This window comes from Streptomyces sp. NPDC005803 (assembly GCF_040630435.1).
GTDB lineage: Bacteria > Actinomycetota > Actinomycetes > Streptomycetales > Streptomycetaceae > Streptomyces.
This window is the reverse complement of sequence record NZ_JBEXXO010000037.1, coordinates 13911-40844: the sequence shown is the minus strand read 5'-3', so window position 1 is coordinate 40844 and position 26934 is coordinate 13911. Positions and strand designations below refer to the sequence as shown.

Annotated in this window: 16 protein-coding genes and 1 pseudogene; 7 read left to right on the top strand and 10 right to left on the bottom strand. The window is 71.5% G+C overall.

Annotation, left to right across the window (positions count from 1 at the left end):
- Nucleotides 1–29: 29 nt before the first annotated feature.
- Together ABZ454_RS34925 and ABZ454_RS34920 are read left to right on the top strand one after the other, a co-directional pair.
- The gene (locus ABZ454_RS34925) at nucleotides 30–3812 is read left to right on the top strand and encodes a S8 family serine peptidase (protein WP_359543546.1); all 3783 of its coding nucleotides are present in this window, start codon (nucleotides 30–32) and stop codon (nucleotides 3810–3812) included.
- A gap of 98 nt (nucleotides 3813–3910) precedes the next feature.
- Nucleotides 3911–4936: a LuxR C-terminal-related transcriptional regulator gene (locus ABZ454_RS34920; RefSeq protein ID WP_359543545.1), complete on the top strand. Its 1026-nt coding sequence runs from the start codon at nucleotides 3911–3913 to the stop codon at nucleotides 4934–4936.
- 285 nt (nucleotides 4937–5221) lie between these two features.
- On the opposite strand, the gene ABZ454_RS34915 is transcribed toward ABZ454_RS34920, so the two are convergent.
- Complete coding sequence (locus ABZ454_RS34915; RefSeq protein WP_359543544.1) at nucleotides 5222–6094, bottom strand: alpha/beta hydrolase; 873 nt, start codon at nucleotides 6092–6094, stop codon at nucleotides 5222–5224.
- A 654-nt stretch (nucleotides 6095–6748) separates the two neighbouring features.
- Between ABZ454_RS34915 and ABZ454_RS34910 the strand changes: the two genes are divergently transcribed.
- Nucleotides 6749–7720, top strand: coding sequence for an alpha/beta hydrolase (locus ABZ454_RS34910; RefSeq protein WP_359543543.1), 972 nt, complete (start codon nucleotides 6749–6751; stop codon nucleotides 7718–7720).
- A gap of 262 nt (nucleotides 7721–7982) precedes the next feature.
- Here ABZ454_RS34910 and ABZ454_RS34905 read toward each other — a convergent pair whose 3' ends face one another.
- The 3 genes from ABZ454_RS34905 to ABZ454_RS34895 all read right to left on the bottom strand — a co-directional run bounded on the left by ABZ454_RS34905 (nucleotide 7983) and on the right by ABZ454_RS34895 (nucleotide 12979).
- On the bottom strand, nucleotides 7983–9620 hold the full coding sequence (locus ABZ454_RS34905; RefSeq protein ID WP_359543542.1) for an MFS transporter: 1638 nt from the start codon (nucleotides 9618–9620) through the stop codon (nucleotides 7983–7985).
- Between the two features lie 687 nt (nucleotides 9621–10307).
- Nucleotides 10308–11705: a ricin-type beta-trefoil lectin domain protein gene (locus ABZ454_RS34900; RefSeq protein ID WP_359543541.1), complete on the bottom strand. Its 1398-nt coding sequence runs from the start codon at nucleotides 11703–11705 to the stop codon at nucleotides 10308–10310.
- The gene (locus ABZ454_RS34895; protein ID WP_359543540.1) at nucleotides 11705–12979 is read right to left on the bottom strand and encodes a family 16 glycosylhydrolase; all 1275 of its coding nucleotides are present in this window, start codon (nucleotides 12977–12979) and stop codon (nucleotides 11705–11707) included. Before ABZ454_RS34895 ends, ABZ454_RS34900 begins: the two co-directional genes overlap by 1 nt.
- A gap of 502 nt (nucleotides 12980–13481) precedes the next feature.
- On the opposite strand from ABZ454_RS34895, the gene ABZ454_RS34890 reads away from it, so the two are divergent.
- Entirely contained in the window at nucleotides 13482–14546 is a 1065-nt protein-coding gene (locus tag ABZ454_RS34890) for a biotin/lipoate A/B protein ligase family protein (protein ID WP_356317240.1), read from the top strand.
- 73 nt (nucleotides 14547–14619) lie between these two features.
- Nucleotides 14620–14772: pseudogene (locus tag ABZ454_RS34885) on the top strand (DNA-binding protein); the annotation flags it as partial.
- Nucleotides 14773–14817: 45 nt separating this feature from the next.
- Here ABZ454_RS34885 and ABZ454_RS34880 read toward each other — a convergent pair.
- Both ABZ454_RS34880 and ABZ454_RS34875 read right to left on the bottom strand, forming a co-directional pair.
- Entirely contained in the window at nucleotides 14818–16278 is a 1461-nt protein-coding gene (locus ABZ454_RS34880) for an amidase (RefSeq protein ID WP_359543539.1), read from the bottom strand.
- Nucleotides 16279–16470: 192 nt separating this feature from the next.
- Complete coding sequence (locus ABZ454_RS34875) at nucleotides 16471–16833, bottom strand: hypothetical protein (protein WP_356317215.1); 363 nt, start codon at nucleotides 16831–16833, stop codon at nucleotides 16471–16473.
- A gap of 266 nt (nucleotides 16834–17099) precedes the next feature.
- Between ABZ454_RS34875 and ABZ454_RS34870 the strand changes: the two genes are divergently transcribed.
- Nucleotides 17100–17873: a hypothetical protein gene (locus ABZ454_RS34870; RefSeq protein ID WP_356317213.1), complete on the top strand. Its 774-nt coding sequence runs from the start codon at nucleotides 17100–17102 to the stop codon at nucleotides 17871–17873.
- A 232-nt stretch (nucleotides 17874–18105) separates the two neighbouring features.
- Here ABZ454_RS34870 and ABZ454_RS34865 read toward each other — a convergent pair whose 3' ends face one another.
- The 4 genes from ABZ454_RS34865 to ABZ454_RS34850 form a co-directional block, all read right to left on the bottom strand.
- The gene (locus ABZ454_RS34865) at nucleotides 18106–21495 is read right to left on the bottom strand and encodes a S8 family serine peptidase (RefSeq protein WP_359543538.1); all 3390 of its coding nucleotides are present in this window, start codon (nucleotides 21493–21495) and stop codon (nucleotides 18106–18108) included.
- Between the two features lie 247 nt (nucleotides 21496–21742).
- A complete protein-coding gene (locus ABZ454_RS34860) occupies nucleotides 21743–22747 on the bottom strand; it encodes a helix-turn-helix domain-containing protein (protein ID WP_359543537.1) in 1005 nt (334 codons plus the stop codon).
- A 148-nt stretch (nucleotides 22748–22895) separates the two neighbouring features.
- Nucleotides 22896–24401, bottom strand: coding sequence for a long-chain fatty acid--CoA ligase (locus ABZ454_RS34855; RefSeq protein WP_359543536.1), 1506 nt, complete (start codon nucleotides 24399–24401; stop codon nucleotides 22896–22898).
- A gap of 25 nt (nucleotides 24402–24426) precedes the next feature.
- Complete coding sequence (locus ABZ454_RS34850; RefSeq protein WP_359543535.1) at nucleotides 24427–25539, bottom strand: TauD/TfdA family dioxygenase; 1113 nt, start codon at nucleotides 25537–25539, stop codon at nucleotides 24427–24429.
- Between the two features lie 180 nt (nucleotides 25540–25719).
- Between ABZ454_RS34850 and ABZ454_RS34845 the strand changes: the two genes are divergently transcribed.
- Nucleotides 25720–26745 (top strand): AraC family transcriptional regulator, encoded by a 1026-nt coding sequence (locus ABZ454_RS34845; protein WP_359543534.1) that lies wholly within the window; start codon nucleotides 25720–25722, stop codon nucleotides 26743–26745.
- The last annotated feature ends 189 nt before the right edge of the window (nucleotides 26746–26934 follow it).

The following is a 26934-nucleotide window of genomic DNA, read 5'->3' as shown; positions in this document are numbered from 1 at the left end:
TGAACATCGCATCACGTGTGGGGGAAGGCATGGCAGTGAGAAGACGGATCCGCCTGGCGGCAGCTGTGTCGGTGGGCCTGGCGCTGATCACCGGATCGGTGTCCCCGGTGATCGCCGGCGCCACGGAACCGACGGCGGGGTCCGTCACCACGACGACGTCCGCCGACACGGCTACCGTGCGCCTGATCACGGGTGACAAGGTCGTACTCACCGCAGTCCCGGGCAGCGGACGGCAGACGGCGAGTATCGAACCGGGCCCCGGACGGCGGGGCATCGTGTTTCGCACGGTGGAGCAGGACGGCCATGTGAGCGTCCTGCCTTCGGACGCCGCGGAACTGGTGTCGGCGGGACGGATCGACCCGGCCTTGTTCGACGTGACGGCCCTCGTGGCACAGCACTACGACCAGGCGCACACCGATGCCCTGCCGCTGATCATGAGCGGCTCCGTCGGCGCCGGGAAGCCGTCCGCCCGGGAGCTCGCCGCTTTCGCCGACGACGGCTCCCCGGTCCGTGAGCTGCGGAGCATCGAGGCCCGGTCGGTGCGGGTCGGGCAGGAGCGTCTCGGCCAGTTCTGGAAACGGTTCGCCCCGGACGCCGACGCGGTGACGGCCGGCCAGGTCGCCGCCACCCCGCACGTGTGGCTCGACGGACGGGTGCGACCGGTTCTGGACCGCAGCACGCGGCAGATCGGCGCTCCGGCCGCGTGGGAAGCCGGTTACCGGGGCGAAGGCGTGAAGGTCGCGGTCCTGGACACCGGAGCGGACGCCTCGCACCCGGATCTCGTCGGCCGTATCGCGCAGGCCGAGGACTTCTCCGGCAGCGCGGGAACGGGAGACGTTTTCGGGCACGGCACCCACGTCGCGTCCATCGTCGGGGGCAGCGGAGCGGCGTCCGGCGGCAGCCGCAAAGGAGTCGCCCCGGCCGCCGGCCTCCTCATCGGCAAGGTACTCGGCGACGACGGCTACGGCTCCGAGTCCCAGGTGATCGCCGGCATGGAGTGGGCGGCCTCGGAAGGCGCCGAGGTCGTCAACATGAGCCTCGGTTCGGACCAGGCGACGGACGGCACCGATCCGATGAGTCTCGCGGTGAACGAGTTGAGCCGCGTCACGGGCACGCTGTTCGTCGTGGCCGCCGGCAATTCCGGCGAGCAGGGAGCACGCACGGTCGGCTCGCCCGGCGCGGCGGACGCGGCCCTCACCGTAGGGGCCGTCGACCGGGACGACTCACTGGCGGCGTTCTCCAGTCGTGGGCCCCGACTCGGCGACGACGCGGTCAAGCCCGACGTGACCGCGCCTGGCGTGGGCATTGTCGCGGCACGGGCGGCCGGCACGACGATGGGTGACGCCGTCGACGAGGAGTACGTCGCGGCGTCCGGTACCTCGATGGCCACACCGCACGTCGCGGGCGCCGCCGCGCTGCTCGCCCAGCGCCACCCTGACTGGGACGGTCCCGCGCTCAAGAACGCCCTCATCAGCTCGGCCGTCAGGATCACCGGGCAGGAAGCCACCGAGCAGGGGGGCGGGCGCATCGACGTCGCCGCCGCCCTGGGCCCGGTGTCCGCCACGGGGACCGTCGCCTTCGGCCCCTTCGAGGCCGGTGCCACCGTGCCGCAGACCGCCCCGGTCGCGTACACGAACAGCTCCGCCGAAGACGTCACGCTGACGCTCACGCCCAACTGGTCGGCGTCGGACGGCCGCCCTGTGCCGGCCGGCGCCGTCCGCCTGGGCTCAGCGACCGTTCGCGTTCCGGCCGGCGCGACGGTCGAGGTACCGCTGACGGTCGACCCGGAGCGGGTGCCGCAGGGCAAGTACTACGGATACCTCATGGCCACCGGTGCGGACGGGTCGGCAGCGGTGCACACGACGCTCAGCCTGATCGTGCACGGCCCCGTCCACAAGCTCACGGTCAAGACCTATGACAAGGACGGCAAACGCGTCCAGGCCCTGCCGTCGATCTGGGGAACCGAGGGCTTCGTCACCTACCCGGACCCCACCACGGCCGTCACGGAGGTCGAAGAGGGCGTCTACTCGGTCTCGCACACCTCGCTCGACACCGCCGGTGACGGCGAGGAGTTGCGCGAGGTGATCCTCCCGGAGGTGTCCGTCACCAAGGACACGGTCATCACGCTGGACGACCGGGACGCCCGCGAGGTCGACATCCGGACCCCGAAGCCGGCCGAGCAGCGCGGTGTCCTCAGCTACCAGACGTACCGAGAACTCGACGGCCGCAGTTCCCTGCAGGGCACGATGTACTTCGACAACGCCAAACGCCTCTACGTCAGCCCGACTGCGAAGGTCGAGCACGGCACCTTCGAGTTCTCCTCGCGCTGGCAGCTGGTCGCGCCACTCCTCGACGTGACCGTGCGCGGCTCCGGCGGGAAGCTGGACGCCTACTACATGCCCGCGTCTCCGCTCCTGGACGAAGGTGGAGCCACCCTCAAGGCCGTCGCCGCCGGGGACGTCGGCGCACCCCGTCTGTCCCGCGCCCGCGGAAAGGTGGCGCTCCTGACCAACGACGAGGGCGTCGACGTCGTACCGGCGATCGAGCGAGCTGCGAAGGCCGGCGCCCGGGCCGTCGTGCTGGTGCACAGCGAGGACAACGCGTGGACGCGCTGGACGCCGGACGGGGAGCGCTGGGCCCTGCCTGCGATCCGCATAGGCGCCCGGGCGGGCAACGATCTGCTGGCCCGCATCGCGCGCCGCACCACGGAGTTGTCGTTCGCCGGCACGGCCCTCAGCCCTTACCTCTACGACGTCATGCAGGTGTCCAGGCAACGCGTTCCCGCTCACGTCCGTTACGACGTCTCCGCCGGGAACAGCGCGATCGTCCGGACCACGTACGCGGACAACGGAGGCCCTGGCTGGGCGGCCGAGCAGCGCTTCGGCTGGCGACCGTCCCAGAGCACCGCGTGGCTTCAGTACAGCCGGTACGTGCCGACCGGCTTCGCTCGCACCGAGTACGTCAGCGCCGGAGACACGACGTGGCAGCACCTTGTCCACCACCGCTTGGTGTACGACGTCGACCTTCCCCTGGCTCACGGCATGCGGGACCTTCCTCAGACCTACAGGCCCGGCACCCGTTCGCAGGAGACGTGGCAGGGTGCCGTGGTCCGGCCGTCCATCCCGGCGGGCACCACGACCCCGACCGTCCGGGACGGCGACGTCCTGCGGCTGCGCATCCCGGAGTTCACCGACTCCCAGGCCGGTCACTGGTCACGCCTGGTACCTCCCGACGGCGGAGGGGTGGGTACCTCCGCCGCGCGGGCGTCCGGGGACGCGGTCAAGGCCACGCTGTACCGGAACGGCAAGAGGACTCGTGATCTCACCGACGCCTGGCAGGACGTGGAGGTGCCGGCCGGCTCCGCGCGATACCGGCTCGATCTGACGACGCGGCGCGAAGCCGAGGACTGGCGGTACGGCACGGCAACCGAGACCTCCTGGTCCTTCCGGTCCGCCGCCACGCGCACTCCCTCCGGTCTCGATCTGCTGCAGCTCGACTACGAGGTCCCGGTGACGGCGGCCAACGCGGTCGTGACGGGCGGGAAGTACGGCTTCGTCGTGAGGGTCCGCGCCCAGGACGGGCTGCCGGCCCCCCGCGGCGTCAGAACCCGCGTGGAGACGTCGTACGACGACGGCAGGACCTGGCAGCCCGCTCGTGTCCGGGACGGCGGTCACAACGAATTCCGGGCCACCGTCCCCCGGCCTCCGGCAGCTCACGGCGACACCGCGGTGAGCGTGCGGGTCACCGCCGAGGACGCGGCCGGCAACTCGGTACGTCAGACGGTGCAGAGGGCGTTCCTGCACAACAGGTAGCCCCGGGTTCTTCCCCGGGCGGCGGGTGGGTGAACGGTCGCGCCGTTCACCCACCCGCCGCCCCCGTTTCTCTGCAGTACGCTTTTCAACTGTCTGGTGTGCTGCAGTTCGGGAAGGTGTCCGAGGTGTTGGAAGCGGTGGGGGTCCCGGAGCCGGCGGAATCCGTCTACCGGCTCCTCGTCGTCTCCGGCCGCGCCAGCGCCGAGGATCTCACCCGCCGCACCCTCATGGACCTCACCGAGACCCGGCGAACTCTCAGCCTGCTCGCCTCTCTGGGGCTGGTCAGCCACACCGACGGCGAACCTCGCGTCTACCGTGCCGTCCCGCCTGATGTCGCGCTGCTGCCCCGCATCAAGAGCAGCACCGACGCGCTGGACCAGGCGCGCGCGGAGGCGGCCAGACTGATCGAGTCCTACCAGGAGACGGCCCGACGCCACCACGCGGGCCACCTCCTGGAGGTCATCACGGGAGCCGAGGCCCTGCGCCAGCACCTACGGCAGATACAGACCTCCGCGCGCGAGGAGATGCTGTGGTTCTGCAAGGCCCAGTACGTGGCCATGCCGTCCGGCAGCAACGCGGAGGAGTTCGCCGCTCTGGCACGTGGCGTCGAGTATCGGGTGCTGTACGAGAAGGCGTTTTTCGACGACGAGGGCGCCGTGGACAACGTGGTGGCCGGCGTGCGCGCCGGCGAGACAGCCCGAGCGGTCCCTCATCTGCCGCTGCGCCTGGCGATCGCCGACCGCTCGGTCGCGATCTTCCCGCTGGTCCCCGGTGGCCCGGGTGGAAGCCCCGACGAACCCACCACCGCCTTGGTCCGGGACAGCAACCTGCTCAGCGCCCTGCTCGCCCTTTTCGAACGCTACTGGGAAGACGCCGTTCCGCTGAACGTCGACGACACGGCGATCAGCGGCCTCGACGGCGCAGCCGAAGGCTTCTCCCTCTCGGCCACCGACCGCCAGCTGCTCTCCCTGCTGGTCGCCGGCGTCGCCGACAAGGCGATCGCCTCCCACATGGGCCTCAGCAGACGCACGGTACAGCGGCACATCCAACGCGTGATGGAGCGCGCCGGAGCGGGCACGCGCATGCAACTCGCGTGGCAGGCAGCACGTCGAGGGTGGGTGTGACGCGGCTCCAGGCACGTGTCCGACCAGGCGAGCCGCGGGAGAGTCCAGCCCCGGGTCGAGCCGCCGGGGGCACGAAGACCTCCGTACGGCGAGGCGCTGTCGCGCCGCACACGGAGATCTCCGTCCGTGGCCGAGGCCCGCGTCGACCACGCACGTGGTCGACGCGGACGCCCCTTCCCACCGCCTGCGCTGTGACTGCCGGCGGCTGGTGGCAGCCCTTCGCTCCCGAGGACAGTGCCCGTACGCCGGCGCGTGCCGGTCGGACAGGGTGGCGGGACGAGCTGGTCAGCCGGTAGCTCGCGCAGCCGCGATGACCGTGTCCGTGACCGTGTCCGGACGGGTGATCAGGGACAGGTGACCGGCCGGCACCTTGACGATGTGAGAGCCGGCCCGCTGGGCCATGGCGAGCTGTTCGGCCGGGGGGATGACGTGGTCCTGGGTACCGACGACGGCCCAGGAGGGCAGCGTCTTCCACGCCGGAGCACCGGAGGGCTCAGAGCCCGCGCTCACGGCGAACGGACGCTGGCCGGCCGCGAGGAGGCTCGCCTGATCGCTGGGGACCCCGTTGGCGAAGCACGAGTCGAACCCCTGGTAGACACCGTTGGGCGCGGTCTTGAGATAGGCGTCGGCGTCGCCGGAGGCGGCACCCGGGTAGGGAACCAGATTGAGGAACGCCGAGGGGTCGACGTTGACACAGGACCCGGGTTCGGCGGCGTTGATCTGGAACACCGTCTCGTTCTGGGCGGGAATGTAGGCGTCGTCGTAGACCAGCGCCTTGACGTTGGGCAGCGAGGTGGCGGCGTTGGTGATGACCATGCCGCCGTAGGAGTGGCCGACCAGGACGACCGGGCCGGGGATGGTGGCCACAAAGTCGGCGACGGTCTCCGCGTCGGAGGCGACGCCACGCAGCGGGTTCGGCGGCGCGTAGACGGTGTAGCCGGCGCGCTGGAGACGGGACATGACCGGGTTCCAGCTGGAGGCGTCGGCCCAGGCACCGTGTACCAGCACGATCGTCGGCTTGGCCGCGGAACCGGCCTGGGTGGCCTTGGCCGCCACAGCGGTACGCGGCGCCGCGGTGGTGGGGACGGCGAACGCGAGGGATCCGGCCGTGACAGCCGTGAACGCGGCGACGAGGACGCGTCGGGAAGGACGAGGCATGGTGTGTCTCCTGGAGAGAGGTGGTTCGTGCGACTGGAGGATCGCGGAATCAGGTCGTGCGGTCGGTTCGTCGAGGCGCAGCCGGACGCTGAGGCCTGGGCTGCCTTCAGGGCGCCATGCGACACGGTGCGGTGTCTGGCGCAATGGCCCTGCGGCCGGTGATCGGCGTGGGCTTGGGACATGAGAAAGGGCCGCCCCGAAGAGGGGCTGCTCACTCGTGTTCCCACGCATTCCCGGGTGTTCCGTCGACCCCTGAAAGTTAGGACCTCACGAGGCGGACGAGTAGCCCCTTTGTGTACACCCTTTTGTTCTCCGAGGAACAAAGCGACGTCCGCAGATCAGTCGACGCGCGAATAGCGATGCAGCTTCAACCGAATGACGTTCACGCCAGGGCCGCCCAGGTTTCGCGATGCAGGTGCCCGGATGGTTGCCCGCATCCGGGAAATCAGGGAAGAGCAGCTGGAGAAACCCTGCGCATTTCATGGCGCAGCCAGCTTCGGACATACAGCCTGTACCGCTTACGCACGCCCATGGGCTGTGCGTCTCTTTGTGCGCTTTGCGGACAGAGCGAGTGCGCGTGCGGAACACGTACGGCCGTTCCTGCTTTTAGTGTGGAGGGACAACACAACGCACCGACAGCAGCAGGAGATATCCGTGTCCGACATCATCGAGCCGGTTCCGCCGGTGCTGGAACCCGCCGCCCAGGCGTTCGCCGAGGCTACCGCCAATCCGCCTTATCTCTTCGACCTCGGCCCCGTCGACGGACGCAAGGCCGTCGACGAGGTGCAGTCCGGGGACATCGCCAAGCCGAGCGTGGACGAGGAGTGGATCACCGTCTCGGGCGGCCCCACGGGCAACGTCCGGGCCCGGATCGTCAAGCCGGCCGGCGCCGAGGGAACCCTGCCGGTGATCCTCTACATCCACGGCGCCGGCTGGGTGTTCGGCAACGCCCACACCCACGACCGTCTCGTACGCGAGCTCGCCGTCGGCGCCCGCGCCGCGGTCGTCTTCCCCGAGTACGACCTGTCGCCCGAGGCGCGCTACCCCGTCGCCATCGAGCAGAACTACACCGTCGCCCGGTGGATCGTCGAGCAGGGCGCCACCAAGGGCCTGGACGCCACGCGCCTCGCCGTGGTCGGCGACTCGGTCGGCGGCAACATGGCGGCCGCCCTCACCCTGATGGCCAAGCAGCGCGGCGACCTGCCCCTGGTCCAGCAGGTGCTGTTCTACCCCGTCACCGATGCGAACTTCGACACCGGCTCCTACCACCAGTTCGCGACGGGTTACTTCCTGCGCCGCGACGGCATGCAGTGGTTCTGGGACCAGTACACCACCGACGAGAAGCAGCGCGCGGAGATCACCGCGTCCCCGCTGCGCGCCACCACCGAGCAGCTCACCGGACTGCCTCCGGCCCTGGTCATCACCGGTGAGGCCGACGTCCTGCGCGACGAGGGCGAGGCCTACGCCAACAAGCTCCGCGAGGCCGGCGTCCCCGTGACCGCGGTCCGCCTCCAGGGCATCATCCACGACTTCGTGATGCTCAACACCCTGCGCGAGACCCACGCCGCCCAGGCCGCGATCACCCTCGCCGTCGCGACGCTTCGCACCGCCCTGCGAACCGACTGACCGACGGCGTGACGGTCGCCGTGGCGACCACGCGAAGAAGGCGGCACCACCGGCTCGTACGGTGGCGCCGCCTTCTCGTACGTCTGCTGCCGCACCGGGCGAGGTTCGCCCGGTCGCGCAGGCCCGCACGGCGCACGAGGGCCTCGACGGCGACGTCCTGGCCTCGTCAACGAGGAACTCGGGTACCGCCTGATCCGCGATGCCGGCCCCGTACGTCTCCTCCCCCTTCGCGCGAAGGGGGAGGAGACGTACGGGGGCCTGCCTACGCCTCTGCGATGCTCGCCCGGTCCTGGTCCGCGGTGGCCGTGACCACGGGGCCGGCCGACGCGTCGAAGGCATGCGTCACTTCCGGGTGCGTATCCGGTACGAGGAGGCGGCGGACACGCTCTTCGATGTGGCGGTCGGTCGCTGTGAGACGGCCGTGATGCTGAGCCAGGTGCTCCGACCACGACGCGACCAGATAGTTCTCGGTGAACCGTTCGGGACGCCGGCCGTCCTGGTACAGGCCCCAGGTGAGTGCGCCCGTGCGGCGCCGTGAACGGGCGAGGTCCCTCATGCGGTCGGTGAAGGCGGCCTGATCACCGGGAGCGACCTGGTAGGTGAGGGAGACGAGCACCGGGCCGTCGGCCGGTCCCGGCTCGAACACCAGGGGCGGGGTGGGCCAGTGGTCGGAGAGCTGCGGATCGATGCCGGCGGTCGTGTGCAGCGGCCAGCGCCGCACGCTCACGGCCGCTGCGAGCAGCAGGACCGTGCCGGTGAGCAGAGAGACCGTCAGCCCCAGTCCGTCGGCGAGCGCACCCCACAGCGGTGCCGTCAGCGCTTGCCCGCCTTGGAACACCACCAGGTAGAAGGCGAGCCCACGGGCCCTGACCCAACCGGGCAACCGCTGCTGGATCGCCGCGTTGAGGGTGGACAGGACCCCGATCCAGGCAAGGCCCGCGGGCAGCAGCGAAGCGGCCGCGATCCACGGGGAGTGGACCACGGCCAGCACGGCGAGGCAGACCGCGAACACGACCGCTCCCCCGGCCAAGGTGCCGTTGGCTCCCAGCACCCGACGGATCCTGGGCAGGACGAAGGCTCCGCTCACAGCGCCGATCCCGACCGCCCCGAGCAGGAGTCCGTAGCCTCCGGAGCCGAGCCCGAGAGAACGGCTGGCCACGAGGGGGAGCAGCGACCACAACGCCGCCCCACCAGGAATGAACAAGAGCGTACGCACGAGGACCCGACGTACGCCGGGCGCGTGCCAGACATAGCGCCGGCCCGCGAGCACGGCCGCCAGCAGTCTCTCGTCCCCGGCAGGTGGCCGTTGCGCACGTGGTCGTTTCCACAGCAGCAGGACGGCGGCGATGCCGAGGTAGGAGAGGGCGTTGAACGCGAAGACCCAGCCCGCGCCGGCTGCCGCGACCAGGGCACCGCCGAGGGCCGGCCCGACCGCGCGAGCCAGGTTCATGTTCACGGCCCCCAGTGCGGCGGCCTGCCCCAGCTGGTTCCGTTCGACCAGTTCCGGCTGGATGGCCTGCCAGGCCGGCCCCATCAGGGCGGTTCCACACCCCAGGAGGAAGGTGAGGGACAGCAGCAGGGGGGCGGTGAGCGCGTCCTGGAAGGCCAGCACCGTCAGCGCGGTGGAGACGACGAGCATGGCGAACTGGGCGGCCAGGATCACCGACCGGCGGTCGTAGCGATCGGCCAGCACACCGGAAGGCAGGGCGAACAGGACGACCGGGAGGCTCGCCGCGGTCTGCACGAGCGTCACCAGCGCCGCGCTGTGGCCGACGAGCAGCCATTGGGCGCCCACCGTCTGCATCCAACTGCCGGTGTTGGAGACCAGTTGTGCGATCCACAGAGCACGAAAGACCCGGGCGGCCAGCGGGGCCCAGGCTGAGGCCTCGACGCGCTTCATGACCGCGGCCGTGCCAGGAGACCGGTGGGCTGCGGGAGCACACCGCCGGTGACCCCCGCCACGACCGGTGTCAGGGGCGGCAAGAGGCCACGAGGATCATCCTTGGGCGGCCCCGAGGTGCGGATACCGTCGCTCAGCAGCCGGTGCATGGAGGGTCCTTTCGTCTGTGCGCGCCGCGGCCATCGGCTGCCGCAGCACCGTGCGAGCGAGCTGCCTCCGCGTGCGGGCGGACCACCACACCGCTGGTAAGGGCCACAGCGGCCAGGAGCGCCGCTGACGACGCATGCCGACCGGGGAACGACCGAATCGTGTGCTCGGGAACGGCGAAGACGGCGACGCGTACCGGCGCTTGCCCGCACGGTGCGAACTCGTGGAAACGTTGCAACGCCAAGCTATGCCGGACTACTCGGCCGGATGTCCGGTGAGCGCACCGGGCCATCACCGACAGCGCACTGATCGACGCCGGGCCGGCCGGAGTGCGTCCTCACCGCCGTGCGGCTCGTCCCGCCGGCGCGCTCTCCGCGTCCGGCCGGACATGCGCAGGGCGCGGCCGGCCCAGCGGATGGTCGTGCGTGCCCGACGGGCCTGGATCACCGCATGAGGGATTCCAAGGGGGAGGTACGACGAAGCGGGCCCCCCGGCGCGCAAGCGCCGAGGGGCCCTTCGGAGGACTCCCGGATCAGCCGGTCAGCCGGCGTACTGGGCGAACACCTTCGTGTATTCCCAGGGTTGCTGGGAGACGCCCGAACAGGTGTCGGCACCGCCGCCCGTGCACGGGCGGTCCCGGTTGACCGACCAGAAGGTCAGCCGGGCGAGGTGCCGCTGCTGCGCGTACCCGAGGATGGTGCGGAAGTCCGCGACCGTCACGGTCTCGCTGTTGTCGGTGATGCCGTTCATCGACGAGATGCCGGTGTGCCGGTAGGCCTGGTCGTCCGAGTAGCCGTAGGCGCTCTTGACGGTGTTCTTCAGCCCTTCGGCCGCGCTGACGGTGAGGGCCCCCATGTTCTGGCCCGCCCCGCCGAAGTCGAACGGCATGATCGTCCAGCTGTCGACGGTCAGGCCCGACGCGGCGGCCTTGCCGATCAGGCTGCCGTCGGGGCCGTTCTGACCGGTGCCGAAGGTGACGTAGACCTTGAGCCCGGGATTGGTGGCCTTGACCGTCTTCAGCGCGTCGACCGTGCGCTGCTGGACCGTGGCGCTGGCGTACGCCTCGGCCTCGATGTCGATGTCGATGGCCTTGAGCCCGTAGGCGTTGATGACCTTCTGGTACGCGGCAGCCAGCTCACCGGCGCTGGAGCAGGAGCTCTCCAGCTTGTTGCCGCTCCAGCCGCCGAAGGACGGGATCACGTCGCCGCCCGCGGCCCGGACGGTGTTCACCGTCTGCTGGTCCACCCCTCCGGTCAGCGGTCTGCCGCCGTCCCACTGGGGGTTGCAGTAGCCGTTGCTGAGGACGAAGGCGAGGGTGAACCACTTGACGCCGGTGGCGTTCATGACCGTGGTCGGACTGGGCGGGCTGCCCCAGCCGTTGTAGAGGTACGGGGCGACGGCCATCGCACCGGCGGGCGGCGTCGGGTCTCCCCCGCCGCCGGTGGGCGCGGTCCACTTCTGGTTGGCCGCGCCCGTGCACGTCCAGATCTGGAGCCGGGTGCCGTTGGCCGAACTGTTGCCGGTGACGTCCAGGCACTTGTCCGCCTGCGGGTTGACGATGTCGTGCGCCGCGGTGACGGTCCAGCGCTGGGCGGCGGAGCCGTTGCACTCCCACAGTTGGACGGCGGTGCCGTTCGCCGTACCGGCCGACGTCACGTCCAGGCACTTCCCGAGGGCCTTGACGCTTCCGTCCGAACCGACGTCCCACTGCTGTGCGTTGGTGCCGTTGCAGTCGTAGAGCTGCACCGGCGTGCCGTTGGCGGTGCTCGCGCCTGCGACGTCGACGCACTTGCCGGCGAGGCCCGTGATCTGTCCGGTCGCCGCGGCGGCGCCCAGGGCAGGGGATCCGGTCAGGCCGGCCATCAGCACCGCGGCGACCCCCGCGCCGAGCAGGCTCCGGACGGCCGGCACGCGCTCACCCGAGAGACGACCGCGCATCAACGGGTCACCGTCCACTTCTGGTTGGCGGTCCCGCCGCACGTCCAGATCTGGAGCCGGGTGCCGTTGGCCGAACTGTTGCCGGTGGCGTCCAGACACTTGTTCGCCTGTGGATTGACGATGTCGCGCGCCCCGCTCACGGCCCAGCGCTGAGCGGCCGAGCCGTTGCAGTCCCACAACTGCACGACGGTGCCGTCGGCCGTTCCGCCCGAGGCCACGTCGAGGCACTTGCCGAGGGCGCGGATCGTACCGTCCGCGTTCACACTCCACCGCTGGGCGTTGGTCCCATTGCAGTCGTAGAGCTGTACGGGGGTGCCGTTGGCGGTGGCCGCCGCTGCGACGTCCACGCACTTGCCGCCGATACCGGTGATCTGTCCGCCGGTCTGCGGCTGGGTGTCGCTGGTGGTGACGCGCACGTGGTCGACGACGAGCTGCTGGGGGAAGGCGGTGTTGCCGTCGGGGTCGCCCGGCCAGTAGCCGCCGACCGCGAGGTTGAGGATGAGGAAGAAGGGCTTGTTGAACGCCCACGTGTTCCCGCCGGTGTCGGCGGGCGTGCGGTGCTGGTAGACGGTGCCGTCCACGGACCAGCTCACCGAGTTGGGGGCCCAGTCGATGGCGAACGTGTGGAAGGCGTCGGCGAATGCCTGCCCGTTCGGCAGGGTGTATCCGGCGCCGATGCCGGCGGAGCCGGAATAGCCGGGACCGTGCAGGGTGCCGTGGACGGTGGAGGGCTCGAAGCCGACGTTCTCCATGATGTCGATCTCGCCGGAGTTGGGCCAGCCGACCTGTCCGATGTCGTCACCGAGCATCCAGAAGGCCGGCCACATGCCCTGCCCGCGCGGGATCTTCATCCGCGCCTCGACATGGCCGTAGGTCTGGGTGAACTTCCCCGAGGTGTTGAGCCGGGCGGAGGTGTACTGACACGTGCCGTACCAGCACTGGTAGTTGTTCGGGTTCTCCTTGCGCGCGGTGATGACCAGATGGCCCTGGCCGTCCAGCGCGGCGTTGCTGTTGCCCGCCGTGTAGTACTGCCGCTCATGGTTGTTGACGTTGTCGCCGGTCTCGATCTGCCACTTGCTGCCGTTCACCGCCGAGCCGGCGGCGCCGTCGAACTCGTCGGCGAACGTCGTGACGGCGGCGGCCGCCGCGGTGTCGGCCACCGGGGCGGCGGATGCGGGTCCGCCGCCACCCGCGAGGGTGGTGGTGACCAGGGCAAGTGTGAGAACCGAGAGTACGGAGTGCAGCAGGCGCCGCGTACGGCGTGGGGAGTCCATGACTCTCCCTTCCGGTGCGTGAGGGGGGAAAGGGAAACTGTCATGCATATGACAGACATATCCGTGACAGACACAGGGCGCGGGGGGACATCGGAGAGCTGCGCCGACCGGGGTGGGGGTGGCACGTGAGGCACGCGCGCGGATGTGACGGTGGAGCCGCTTAGTTCACTCGGTGATTTAAGAAGTGAACTAAGCGGGTGTCAAGACCTTGGTCCATACCACTGGCCGAGGCGGCCGATACACGCCCCCGGAATGCGGCGAAACCTCCACGCAACCCGGCCGCCGCGCGTCCGGGACCCCCGGCCGGGAGGGCCCTCCGGCCAGGCGCCACCCGCCGGGACACCGCGCCCGCGGCCGGCCCCGGACCGCCGCGCTTCACCCCTGCCGGGGGAGCCCGCGCCGTCGAGCCGTCCCCGGCGGATTAAATCGACTCAGCCCCGGCGTTATGCCTGGTCGGAGCGGATTCGTAAGCATACGGACCGGCGGAAGTGGAGGCATGGCTGTGCACGGTGAGTACAAGGTCCCCGGCGGCAAACTGGTCGTGGTGGACCTGGACGTCCGGGGTGGGGCCCTGCGCGACGTACGGGTGGCGGGTGACTTCTTCCTGGAGCCGGACGAGGCCATCCTCGACATCGACGCGGCGCTGGAGGGGGCGCCGGCCACCACCGACACCGCGGGCCTGGCGGCCCGGATCGACGCGGCCCTCCCCGGGTCGACGGTGATGCTCGGGCTCACGTCGGAGGGGGTCGCCGTCGCCGTACGCCGCGCGCTGGCGCACGCCACGGAGTGGAGCGACTACGACTGGCAGCTCATCCACGACGCCCCGCAGTCCCCCGCGCTCCACATGGCCCTCGACGAGGTCATCACGGCGGAGGTCGCCGCCGGCCGGCGGCCCCCCACGCTCCGGGTGTGGGAGTGGGACTCCCCCGCGGTGATCATCGGCAGCTTCCAGTCCCTGCGCAACGAGGTCGACCAGGCGGGCGTCGACCGTCACGGTGTCACGGTCGTGCGGCGCGTCTCCGGCGGGGGCGCGATGTTCGCGGAGCCCAGCAGCACCATCACCTATTCGCTGGCGGTGCCTCAGAGCCTCGTCTCCGGCCTCTCCTTCGCGGACAGCTACGCCTATCTGGACGACTGGGTGCTCGAAGCACTCGGCGACATGGGGATCAAGGCCTGGTACCAGCCGCTGAACGACATCGCGACCGAGGTCGGGAAGATCGCGGGGGCGGCGCAGAAGCGCGTGGTCGGGCCGGACGGCGGCCCCGGCGCGGTGCTGCACCACGTGACGATGTCGTACGACATCGACGCCGACAAGATGCTCGACGTCCTGCGCATCGGCAAGGAGAAGATGTCCGACAAGGGAACGAAGAGCGCCAAGAAGCGCGTCGACCCCTTGCGCCGGCAGACGGGCCTGCCCCGGCAGGCCGTCATCGAGCAGATGATCGAGTCGTTCCGCAAGCGCCACGGCCTCACCCGGGGAGACGTGACCCCCGAGGAACTGGCCCGGGCCGAGGAGCTCGTCCGCACCAAGTTCGGCACGGCCGAGTGGACCGCCCGGGTGCCGTAGAGCCGGTTGCGGCGCCCCAGAGACGGTGTCCGCTGCGGGCGGCGGCGGGCACGGCGGCCAGCACGGGGAACGCGCCCCGTACCGGATCACGGACGAGGACGTGGCCGCCTGGCTCGCACCGCCGTTCACCGACCACTGCCTGGTCCATCTGACCGCGTTCGGCGCGACCTGTGCCGTGGGGCGCGTGGAGGCCACGCTCACCACGGGGACGAAGGAGCGCGCCTGACATCCGCAGGGGTGAGGGGTGACCGTCCGCCGGGCCGTGCGGCCGTCAGTACCTGGCCGGCGGGCGGTGCTCGTACCAGCGCCGGTCGGCCTCCAGTTGGGCGGCGAGCGAGATGAGCCGTTCCTCGCTGCGGGAGGGGCCGAGCAGCTGGGCCCCCACGGGGAGGCCGTCCGGGGTGAAGCCCGCCGGGACGTTGATCCCGGGCCAGCCGAGGACGTTCCACGGCCAGGCGTACGGACACGCCTCGGTGATCGCCACATCGGTGCGCCAGGCGCTCAGCCCGTCGAACCTGCCGATCCGCGGGGGCGGCAGGGCGGTCGTCGGGGTGAGCAGCACGTCGAACCCCGGGCGTCCCGATCCGGCTCTGCCACGGACCGGGTGGAACAGGGCGCCGATCCGCCGGTGCTGGCGCACCTCCCGCTCCCTCGCCGCCCTCAGCACCCGGCCGCCGAGCCGGGTTCCGGTGCGCAGGGCGCTGCGGGTGCGGGCGTCCAGGAGCGCGGGTTCCGGGTGCAGGGCGGCGAGTTCGGCGATGCCGGCGGTGGCCCGGGGGAGGAAGCCGAAGCCGATCAGCCCGTAGCGGGGCCGGGCCTCCTCGACGTGGTGGCCGAGCCGGGCCAGTGCCTCGGCGACTTCGGTGACCGCCCGGCGGACGTGGGGATGGGGCGCCGTGCCGGTGAGGGTGAGCGGGGGGCGCCAGGCGAGGGCGATCCGCAGCCGGCCCGGATCACGGCGGGCGGCGGCCGAGGCCTGGACGGGCGGCGGGCGGTGCGGGTCGTCGGCGTGCGGGCCCGCGACCGCGTCGAGCAGGAGGGCGGCGTCGGCGACGGTCCTGGCCAGGGGGCCGTTGACGGTGAGCCCCTGGAAGGCGTCGCTGTGGGGGTGCACGGAGATCCGGCCGCGCTGGGGTTTGATGCCGACGAGATGGGTCCACGCGGCGGGGATGCGGACGGACCCGGCTCCGTCGGAGCCGAGCGCGGCGGGCACCAGTCCGGCTGCGACGGCCGCCGCCGAACCGCCGGACGAACCGCCCGGGGTGTGGGCCGTGTTCCACGGGTTGCGGGTGGCGCCGAAGGCGGGCCCTTCGGTGAACGGCCACTGGCCCAGTTCGCAGGAGTTGGTCTTCCCGACGATCACGGCCCCGGACGCGCGCAGCCGGCGTACCGACTCGCTGTCGGCGATCGCGTCGGGCCGCTCCCCCGCGCAGCCGAAGTGGGTGGGCATCCCGGCGACGTCGGTGTCGTCCTTGACGGCGACGGGCACCCCGAGCAGCGGCAGCCGCTCCCCCGCCGCGAGCCGGCGGTCGGCCTCGGCGGCCTCGGCGAGCGCGGCATCGGCGCGCAGGTGCCGGAAGGCGTTGAGGGTGTCCTGGCTCGCCTCGATCCGGGCGAGGGCCTCGGTGACGAGCCGGGTGGCGGTGGTGCGGCCGTCCGCGAGGGCCCGTGCGCTGTCGGCCAGGCCGGCCGGGGTCTCGACGTCCGTCCCGGTGAATTCCGTTGAGGACATGGGCTGCCCGCCTTCCTCGTGCCCCGTCAGGCGTGCGCCTGTCCGACATCCGACCGAACGAACTTACTGGAGGGTAACGAGTCGGGGCCGCTCGCTCAACCGCTCGGCGGAGAGCGACGGGGCCGGGTCGCGGGACAGCCGCCCGCGCGGTGCCGCTCCCGCTCGAACGGCACCACCCGAACGCCGCAGGCCCTACGGCTGGACGGTGATCTCGCCGATGCCCGTGCCGATGCCGGCACAGTGCGCGGTCGACTGGCCGGACTGACCCGGGTTCAGCGTGACGTGCTCACCGTCGACGTCCGGGGACCAGCCGCAGACCAGGTGCACCCAGAAGGTCTGGGCGGCGGCGCCGTTGTTCCGGCACAGCGCGTAGCCGGTGTAGTCGTCGACGGCGTGCTTGCCCGTGTCGCAGGAAAGCCCGGGCGGCGTCGCCGCCGGAGCGGCGGCCGAGGCGGCCGTGGCCAGACCGGTGGCCACCGCGAGCGCCGTGGTCAGCCCGGCGACGGCGGCGCCCCGCACGACGGCCCTGGACAGACTCCCCATGGACTTCTTCATGTTTCCCTCTCGGTCGTGACTCGGGCGTGACGAACGGCCGTGATCCGGACGTCACCAAGGCGGTGCCGCGGCAACCGTCCCCCGGCCCCCTTCAGCGAAAACACCGCAGAACATCACGCTGCGTACATACGGGAAGCGCTCCGCACGCAGGCGCCAGGCCTTTTAGGGACCCCGCTCCGCCGGGCGACCGCCCCTCCTGCGGCGTACGCTCGGATGACCGGGCCGCAGACCCGGGCAGCCCCGCCACGACCCTTCGAGGAGGCGACGTGACCGGTCCACACCTCGGCACACGTCCGGCCGCGTGGACTGCGGCGATCGTGCTCTCCGTCACCGGCGGCGGCCTCATCGGCAGCGGTGTGGCGCACGCGGAGGACATCGACACCCTGACCGCGCAGCAGATCGCCGACCGCTCCCGTGACGCGCTGCTCAGCGCGCGTTCCCTGCACCTGAGCACGAGGGGCGACCTCGGCCGGGGCAGCACCCCCATGTCCCTGGAACTCACCCTGGACCGGGACGGCGACTGCAACGGTTCGGTGGACCTCGGCAACAGCCAGGGATCGGCGCTGATCGTGAAGCGGGGCGACGACATCTGGATCAAGCCGGACGCGGACTTCTGGAAGAACCAGGTCCCCAACGGCGGTTCCGCCTTCGCCGCGATCGTGGGCGACCGCTACATGAAGGGGTCGGCCGACGACCCCCGGCTGAGCGCCCTGACCGAGACGTGCGACCTCAACACCTTCCAGAAGCTGGTCAGCGACAACGCGAACGACGACACGGGCACGCTCAACAAGGGCGCGAAGACGACGCTCGGCGAGGCGTCCGTCATTCCGCTGACCAGGATGCGGGACGGGACCACGCTGACGCTCGACGTGGCGGCCACCGGCAAGCCGTATCCGCTGCGCCTCGCCGTCAAGGGTGACGGCGCCGACGCGGTCGTGGGCTTCTCCGCCTTCGACCGGCCGGTGCCCCGGTCCACGCCGCCACCGGACGAGACCTTCGACGTCAGCGCGCTGCTGGGCCGCTCGACGAGCCCGGTGTGACGCACCGGGCGTCCGGTGGCACCCCATACGGCACCGGTGCGGCCTGCGGCTCGAAAGCGAGCCCCCTTCCGGGAGCGGCTCAGGATCGCAGCGGTGCGGACAGCGGTGGCAGGCGGCTGTTCCGCCGGTGTGCGGCGGTCCTCATCTGACCGGCCGTGCGGTGATGATCACGGCGACAGCAGCTGGCCGGGCGGGCTTTCGTCGCGGAAGCCCGCCCGGCCTGACGGTGTGACTACCGGACCTCGTAGGCCCGGGTGATGGTCTGGCTGACCGCGTTGCCGTGGGCATCGGTGAAGCCGGCCTTGATCGTGACCTGCTTGCCGCCGGCGCCGGAGTGGTCCAGGACGGCCGTCCACTTGCCGTCCCGCTGCTGGGCCGGCGCCTGGGTCCAGGTGGCGCCGCCGTCGTAGGAGTAGGACAGCGAGGCCGCCGTGATCGCGCCCGGGGTGTAGCCGGCGTGGCCTTCGACCGACAGGCCGACCTCGATGCCGCTCCGCGCCAGCAGGGTGTTCATGCCGTCCACCGGCATGTCGTAGACCGGGAAGAGGATCGGCAGGCCGCGCGAGAAGACGTCCGGTTCCAGGTGGGAACGGAAGCTCCAGGCAGTGGTGACAGCCGTGGAGCGCAGCCAGTTCCGGTCCGAGGAGGGGATCTTCTCCAGGTACTGGGTCAGTTCGTACGCGGAGTCCTGGTCCGGCACGCTGAACACGCCGTACGGATACGCGCTGGAGGCCACCTGCTGACCGTCGCGCTTCAGCGTCAGTTTGCCGAGGTCGCCGAACGATCCGCCGTAGGACCAGTGGTCGCCGGATCCGTCGAGCCAGAGGGCGGTCTGAATGCCGATCAGGCCGGCCTGCCGCTCGGCGGCCAGCACCGGCTTGCCGTCGGCGTCGCGTGGGGCGGCCGGGCGCACGGGCCCGCCGTACCACTCCTCGGCGCCCCGTTGCCCGGCCCGGTAGACGCGGTCGCGGTCGCCCAGGGACGCGGAGAACGGGAAGCTGGTCATCGCGCTGTGACTCCAGGCGGTGTCGCCCGTCGTGTAGTAGGCGGTGCGGGTGCCGGGCACGTGGACCGTGCCGAACGGGCTCACGGGGATGTAGGCGCCGCCGCTGTCGGCGGGGCGGGCGAACATGGCGTCCAGGTAGTCGGCCTCCTTGCCCATGGCGTGCCACGTCTCGGTGACCTGGGCCAGCTCGGAGTCGTCGGGCTCGTAGACCTGGTCGGCGCGGAGCGGGCCCTGCGTCGGGAAGGACACGTTGTAGACGTAGGACGAGCCGCCCTCGGAGCCGGTCGCACGCCAGCTGGGCCGGAACTCGAAGGTGCCGTTCCGGGCACGTCCGTCGATGTCGGCGTAGAACTTCTGGACGGTGCTGCCGGCCATGAGCGATCCGGAGATCAGCCAGGTGTCGTCCCACGTGCGGGTGTAGCTGAACGTGGTGCTGTCCACCGTCGAGGCGTGTGCGGTGCACAGGCTCAGCCGGTGGGCCTTGCGGGCGTCGAGGACGACGGTGGTGTCACGGGTGATCCGCAGCTGCGGGTTCGCGAGGTAGCTGACCGACTCCGGCGCGTCGGCCGCGTCGTAGCTCCCCACGAAGCTGCTGAGGGCGTAGTCGCCCGGGCGCACGCGGTACGTCTGGTCGGTCGCGCCGCTGTTGCGGCGGCGCTCGCCCTTGTCGGTGTCGAGGCTGACCAGGTCCAGGGAAGAAGAACCGGCCGCGGGCTTGCCGTTGCGGTCGATGACCTTGACCCGGAGGGTGACCGTCTCCGGCTGGACGTGGAGCGTGACGGGCACGGAGACGTGCGCACGGCCCGCGGTGGCCAGGATCCGGCCGGTGACCGCACCGTACTGGGCGTCCTTCAGACGGGCGGTCGGGTCGATCCGCAGCGGCACCTGAACGGTGCCCCCGGCGGGGACCTTCACCTTGCTCCGCCCCAGCTTGACGATGCCGGAGTGGACATCGCTGCCGTCGTTGCCGTGCACACCGCTGACCTTCAGGTTCAGGGTGACATCACCGGCGCCGGTGTTGGTGAACGGCACCTGCACGGTGGTGCGGTCCGAGGCGTCCTGCGGCCAGTTGTAGTCGCCGGCCTGGACGGCGGGAGCGGAGAGCACCTGCTGGTTCACCGCGCCGAACACGTCGAGGACCCCGCCGCCGGTCTCGTCGGCGCCGGCCACCTTCCCGCCGACGCGGGCGGAGGAGACCAGGGCGGCCTTGACCTGCTGTGCGGTCCAGTCGGGGTGGGCCTGGCGGACGACGGCGGCGGCGCCCGCGACATGCGGTGTGGCCATCGAGGTGCCGGACATGGTCCGGTAGGCGTAGACACCCCGGCCGCCCGCGCCGGCCGCCGAGATCTCGACGCCGGGGGCGGCGATCTCGGGCTTGAGGGTGTGGGTGACGGCCACGGGACCGCGGCTGGAGAAGGGCGCCGTGGTGTCGTCGCGGTCGACGGCGCCGACGGTCAGCACGCCGGGCACGCAGCCGGGCGAGGAGACGGTCTCCGTGCCGGAGCCGGCGTTGCCGGCGGCGACGACGAACAGCGTGTGGGTGTTCTGAGCGAGCTGCCGCGTCGCCTGGGCCATCGGGTCGCCGCAGTCGCCGATCGAGGGGTTGCCCAGGCTCATGGAGACGACATCGGCCCGCTGGTCGACGGCCCACTGCATACCCGCGATGATCCAGGAATCCAGGCCGTAGCCCTGGTCGTTGAGGACCTTGCCGACGAGCAGCGAGGTGCCGGGGGCGACACCCTTCTTACGGCCGTCACTGGCCGCTCCGGACCCGCCGACCGTGGAAGCGGTGTGCGTCCCGTGGCCTACGTGGTCGTCGGTGCTGTCGGAGTCGGTGAAGTTCTTGGAGCCGGCGACCCGGTTCACCAGGTCCGGGTGCTCGGCGTCCACACCGGTGTCCAGCACGGCGACCTTGGTGTGCGAGCCGTCGTAGCCGGCCCTCCAGGCCTCCGGCGCGTGCACCTGTGCGGTGGACCGGTCCAGCGTGGCCTCCACCTTGCCGTCCAGCCACAGCTTCTTCAGCGTGGCGGCGGAACGTGAGCGGGGGTCGGTGACGTCCTGCCAGAAGGTGGCGGCCGTGTCCTTGCCCGCCTTGAGCGCGACGCCGTCCACGACGGGCAGGCTCAGGCCCCGCTCGGAACCCCGGGGGGCCGCCGGCGTGCTCGCGGCGACGTTCACACTGCTGCGGTAGGTGGCGATGAGCGGCAGCGTGTCCGTGTGGGTGTCGTCGTATCCCTGACGGATGAGCCCGGTGACGTTGAACAGCTGCTCGTCGACTCTGCCCTCGGCGATGGCCTGGGAGGCGTCCTCGGGGTAGACGTAGAGGTCCGTGCCCCTCTGGTAGGTCTGCACCATCGGCTGCGTGCCGTCCGCACGGGGCAGTACGGCCGCCGAACTGCGGCCCGACGGGTCCGTGGTCACGAGCACCTTGTCGCCGGTGACGAGCGTGACCGGGACCTGCTTGCCGGCCGTCGCCGCCGCCCCGCTGCCGATGACGGGCCTCTTCCCGGGGGCGCCGCCAGGCGGCGCATCCGCCGCCCCGGACGGCGCGACCGCCGTGACGCCCAGGCAGGCGGCGGTCGCCACACCCAAGGCTATATGCGTGATGGAACGCATGAATCTCCCCACTCGATACCGTGCACAAGCCGTGCTGACGCGCAGCCTGGCAGACCCGCGGAAGGCGTGGGGACGCCGCGTGTGACGGGTTTCCCGCATGTCGGTTACCCGTCACGCGGTCACCTCCGCGCTGGTTCGTCAGCTCCATGGGGCACCCCGCGACGGCCGTGCTCGCCGGGCCGCGGGCAGGGGAAAACGACTCACGCCGGGCGGAAGCCGGGTGGCCCCCGGGCTGCGCGGGAGAAGGTCAGAGCCAGCCCGCACGCGCGGCGTGCCACCCGAGCTGCAGGCGTGAATCCGCTCCGGCAAGGACCATCAGGCGGCGGGTCCGCCGCTCCACGGTGCGTATCGAGAGGCCGAGTTGGGAGGCCGCCCGCCGGTCGGAGATCCCCGCCAGCAGCAGTGCGAGGACTTCCAGTTCCTTCTCGGTCGGCCGCTGATCGGCCGTCGCCTCCGCGCGTACCCCCGTGGTGGTGGTGTACAACGGCCGCGCCTGGGCCCATTCCTTCTCGAAGAGCTGGACCAGGGCGGCCAGCAGACCGCTGCGGTGCACCACGATCGCGCTCGGCTCGCCGCCGGAGTCCGCCAGGTCCAGGGGCACCATGGCACGCTCCCGGTCCGACACGAGCATCTTCAGCGGCAGCGTTTCGGCCACGCGCAGCTCGATGCCCGCCGTGATGCCCGCCCGCACGTCCCGCGTCACGTCGGGATCGTCCAGGTAGTCCTTGGTGGCCACGATCCGGAAGTCGACTCCCCGGTCCAGCGCGGAGCTCTCCGACATGTCGGTGTCCTCGCGCGGCACCGCGGTGGGCTCGCCGACCAGGAAGCTCAGCAACTCCCGTTGCGCGCCGAGCTGCAGTTGGTGGAACCGGTGTGCGACCTGTTCCACGCCGACGACCACCTCCACCACGCTGCCGGCGGGGTGGGCGGCGGTACTGCGGTACTGCTCGGTCAGCATCGAGAACGCGGCCTCGGCCCGCTGCAGTGCGCTGCGCTGCTCGACGAGGAGCGGGGCCAGGGCCACCGAGGGCGGCGTGAGCCGGTAGCGGTCGGCCGACCCGGGCGCCCCGTTCCCCGCCTCGGGGGCGGTCGCCACCAGACCGCGGGCGGCCAGGTCGAGCAGGATGCGGTCCGTCTCGCCCCTGTCGAGTCCGGTCTGCCGGGCGAGATCCTGAGCGGAGCCTGTCGGGCGGGCCAGCAGGGCGGTGTAGACGGCCTCTTCGGCAGGGCTCAGTCCCAGTGCCTGCAGCATCCAGCTCCCCCTTCGGGCGGCCGCCGTGTCTGGCCTCGTAGCAGCTCAGGTGGACCGAGCAGAGTCTTCGTCGTCGCACGGTATCCCACGGTCCGGGCGGCCCCCTGAGCCGTGTGCACCGCCGTGCGCCAGGGACGTGTCCGCCGGTTCACGGCTCCTCCTCAGAGGGAACGACCACGATCTCGCGCTTGAGGATCTTGCCCGTCGGACCCTTGGGAAGCTCGGCCACGAACGTGACGATCCTCGGGTACTTGTACGCCGCGATCCGCTCCTTGACGTAGTCGCGGATCTCGTCGGCCGTCGCAGCGGCGCCGCCGCGGAGGGCGATCACCGCGGCGACCTCCTCGCCGTGCGCGTCGTGGGGCACACCGATGACCGCGACCTCGGCCACGGCGGGGTGCTCGTACAGCACTTCCTCGATCTCGCGCGGGTACACGTTGTAGCCGCCGCGGATGATCAGGTCCTTCTTGCGGTCGACGATGAAGTAGAACCCTTCCTCGTCGACGCGGGCCAGGTCGCCGCTGTGGAACCATCCGTCGCGCATCGCCTCGGCGGTCGCCCCCGGCTGGTTGACGTATCCCCGCATCACGTTCTCGCCGCGGATCGCGATCTCGCCGACCTCGCCCGGGCCTGTGCGGGAGCCGTCCTCCGCGACGAGTTTCATCTCGACGCCGCGGATCGGCACGCCGATGGAGCCGGCCTTGCGCGGCCGGTCCGGGTGGTTGAACGAGGCCACCGGTGACGTCTCGGAGAGGCCGTAGCCCTCCAGCACCGTGGCGCCGAAGCGTTGTTCGAAGCCGCGCAGCACCTCGACGGGTATCGCGGCGCCGCCCGAGACGGCCACCCGCAGCCGGGAGGCGTCGAAGCCGTCAGGGAGTTCGGCGTGGAGCAGCGCCGCGAACATGGTCGGTACGCCGAGGAACACGGTGACCCCGTCGCGGTGCACCACCTCCAGCGCCCGTTGCGGATCGAACCGCGGCAACAGGGTCAACGTGGCTCCCGCGGCCACCGATGTGTTGAGCGCACAGGTCTGCCCGAAGGCGTGGAACAGTGGCAGACCGCCGAACAGGACGTCGTCGGGGCCTGCCTGCACCAGTGTCCCGGCGGTGGTGGCCGTGTTCGAGACCAGGTTGCCGTGCGTCAGCTCTGCGCCTTTGGGCGTGCCCGTGGTGCCCGAGGTGTAGAGGATCAGCGCGGGGTCCGCGTCTTCCCGGCCGACGGCGCCGGACAGCGGGGCGGCGGCCGTGAGCAGGTCGTGGAACTCCCGGGGTTCCGTCACCAGGCACTCGGCCCCCGCTTCCGCGGCGGCGTGCGCGACCTCGTCCGCGAAGAGCGGGAACGCCACCGCGACCCGGGCGCCGGAGTCACGGAGGACGTACGCCGCTTCACGGGCCTTGAGCAGGGGGTTCATCGGCACGACCACGCCCCCGGCCCGCAGGATCCCGTAGTAGACGACGGGGAACAGCGGCACGTTCGGCATGGTCATGGCCACGCGGTCACCCGGCCGCACGCCGCGGTCCCGCAGCACGGCGGCGAACCTGGCGCTCAGGTCGTCCAGTTCGGCGTAGGTCAGGGCGGTGTCGTCGTGGCGCACGGCGACGTGGTCGCGGCGGTTCGCCGCGGAGTTCAGCAGAAATGCGGCGAGGTTCGTCATGGGCGGCAGTCTCCCTCTGTTCGTCTCAGCCGTCGGCACGGTGCCGACGGCGGTCCTCGCATGGGCCGGCGGGGCGGGCGGGGCGCAGATTCCGGGGCCGGACGATGTCGAGGGGGGTGACCCCACGGCGGATCTCCAGGGCGCGGGGACCGCGAGCGCCCGCACCCGGCGGTCCGGTGTCCCCGCGCCGGGCCAGCCACATGCGCAGCAAGTGACGGCCTCGCCCGGGTGGACCGACGTCCTCGAACGCCGAACGGGCGTGCAGGACGGCGTGGTTGTCGACCAGCAGCAGGTCGCCGGCTTCGAGGCGGAGGTCGAGCCGGAGCCGGGAGGAGCGGGCCAGGGCGTCGACCAGGTCGTAGAGTTCCGTGTCCGCCTGCTCTGGCCCGGGCACACCGGCGAGGTCTCGCGCGGCCTCCAGCCGGCCGCGGTCGTAGCGCAGGCTGAGTTCCGCGCCGTACGTGGTGGCGAGCGGGGCGGCCGCGTACGGAGGCTCGCCGGGGGCGTGCGCGTCACGCCGGTCGAAGAAGTGGGTGCGGTACAGGCGCTCCGCGAGGTCGGGTCGGCGGTCCACCACCGCGTTGTGGAGCGCGGCCGAGCTGACGAGGGAGGTGTCTCCGCCCGAGCGGGCCGGCCTGAGACAGAGCAGGCCGAGCAGGTCCGCCTCGTCGGTGTGGAAGGGCACCCCTGCCCGCGACCGGAGGACGGACACCGCGGGGCCGGCCGCGGCGGCTGCCGCGTCGCGGACGTGGCAGAGCGTGCGGCCCTCCGCGTCCTGGGGCACGGGCCGCCCCAGGTACTGGCAGATGCCTCGCAGGACGGTGCCGGCATCGCGGTCACTGAGCTCGCCGACCCCGATGCCCTTGACCAGGACGAACCCCCGTCCGGTCGCCAGCTCCGCGGCGGCGCCCGCCAGCTCATCGGCGAGGGTGGGGAGCGGGAAGTCGGCGATGGTCATCCTCAGCAAGGGGGTACCGCGTCCGCGTGCCGTCCGCAGTGCCGTCCTCAGCTCACCGATCCGCCGGGGCGAGAGCCGGAGGACCCAGTCCTCGCGGCCCGCCAGATCCGGGCCGCGCCAGACGGCCGGGCCGGTGAACGGCCTTCGCGCCAGATCCCTGATGTTCGGTATGCCGGGCATGTGTGCCTCCGTGTCATGACAAGCGGGTCCGAACCATGGACCGGCTTCCGTCCCCTGACGCGTCCGGGGACGTCGCGTGCCGGGACCGCATGGAGGGGATGCTAGAGCGCGCACACCCCTGATGCTTGACGTGAGGGGACGGGAAACTTAACTTCTGGGGACCGAGCACCTGGAGTGGTCATGAGGCCCCTTGTCCGCACCGCAGCGCTGAACGGCTACGTCGAGCTGAGCCGCTCCCTCGGCGTCGACCCGCGCGCGCTGATGAAGCGCGTGGGTCTGGACACCGCGGACCTGGCCGTCCAGGACCGGTGGATCTCCGGTCCGGCCGCCGTCCGCCTCCTGGAACTCTCCGCGGCCGCCTCGCACCACGACGATTTCGGCCTGCGCATGACCGAGCTGCGCCGCTTCTCCAACCTCGGCCCCATCAGCCTGGTCGTCCGCGAGGAGCCCGACGTACGCAGCGCGCTGGGCCTGCTGCTGCGCCACGAGCACATGTACAACGAGATCCTGCACGCCCGCCTGTCCGAGCGGAACGGCCTGGCCACCATCAAGGTGGAGCTCCGGCTCGGCGAAACGGCGCCGGCCCGGCAGGCCACGGAACTGATCGTGGGCGCCTTCACCCGCATTCTGCGGGGCTTCCTCGACACGCGGTGGCAGCCTCTCTCGGTGTGGTTCACCCACAGCGCTCCGGCGGACTCCGGCAGGCACCGCCGCCTCCTGGGCCCCGGCCTCGAGTTCGACCGTGAGTTCAACGGCATCGTCTTCTACGCCGATGCCCTGGACGCCCCCAACGCCATGGCGGACCCGCAGCTGCGGAACTACGCCCGGCAGTACTTCGGCGCCATCACCGCCACCCCCAGGGACACCTCGGCGGCGGATCGTGTGCGCGAGCTCATCGAGGCCCTGCTGCCCACCGGCCGGTGCTCCATCGAGCAGGTCGCCCGCAGCCTCGGCGTCGACCGGCGCACCGTTCACCGTCATCTGGCCCACTCCGGCGAGACGTTCTCGTCCATGCTCAACGCCACACGCATGCGGCTCGCGGGGCAGTTCGTGGCCCAGCCCCGTCGATCGCTGACGGAGATCTCCGACCTCCTGGGCTTCTCGTCCCTGAGCGCGTTCTCCCGCTGGTTCCACCAGCAGTTCGGGTGTAGCCCGAGGGCGTGGCGCAAGGAGAAGGGCCGGGAGCAGCACTCCGGCCTGGGCTGACGCCCACAGCACCACGAGGCACCACGGCACGCCGGCTGCATAGGCCCACGGTCGCCGGTCATGACGGCACGCCGGCCCTCCAGCCCCACGGCCGCCGGTCACCGCTGTCCCCAAAGGACAAGTCATCCGTCACCAGGGGTCAAGCACCCGTGCTCGGCCGGTCCTACCTTTGCTGCATCGCACACGGCG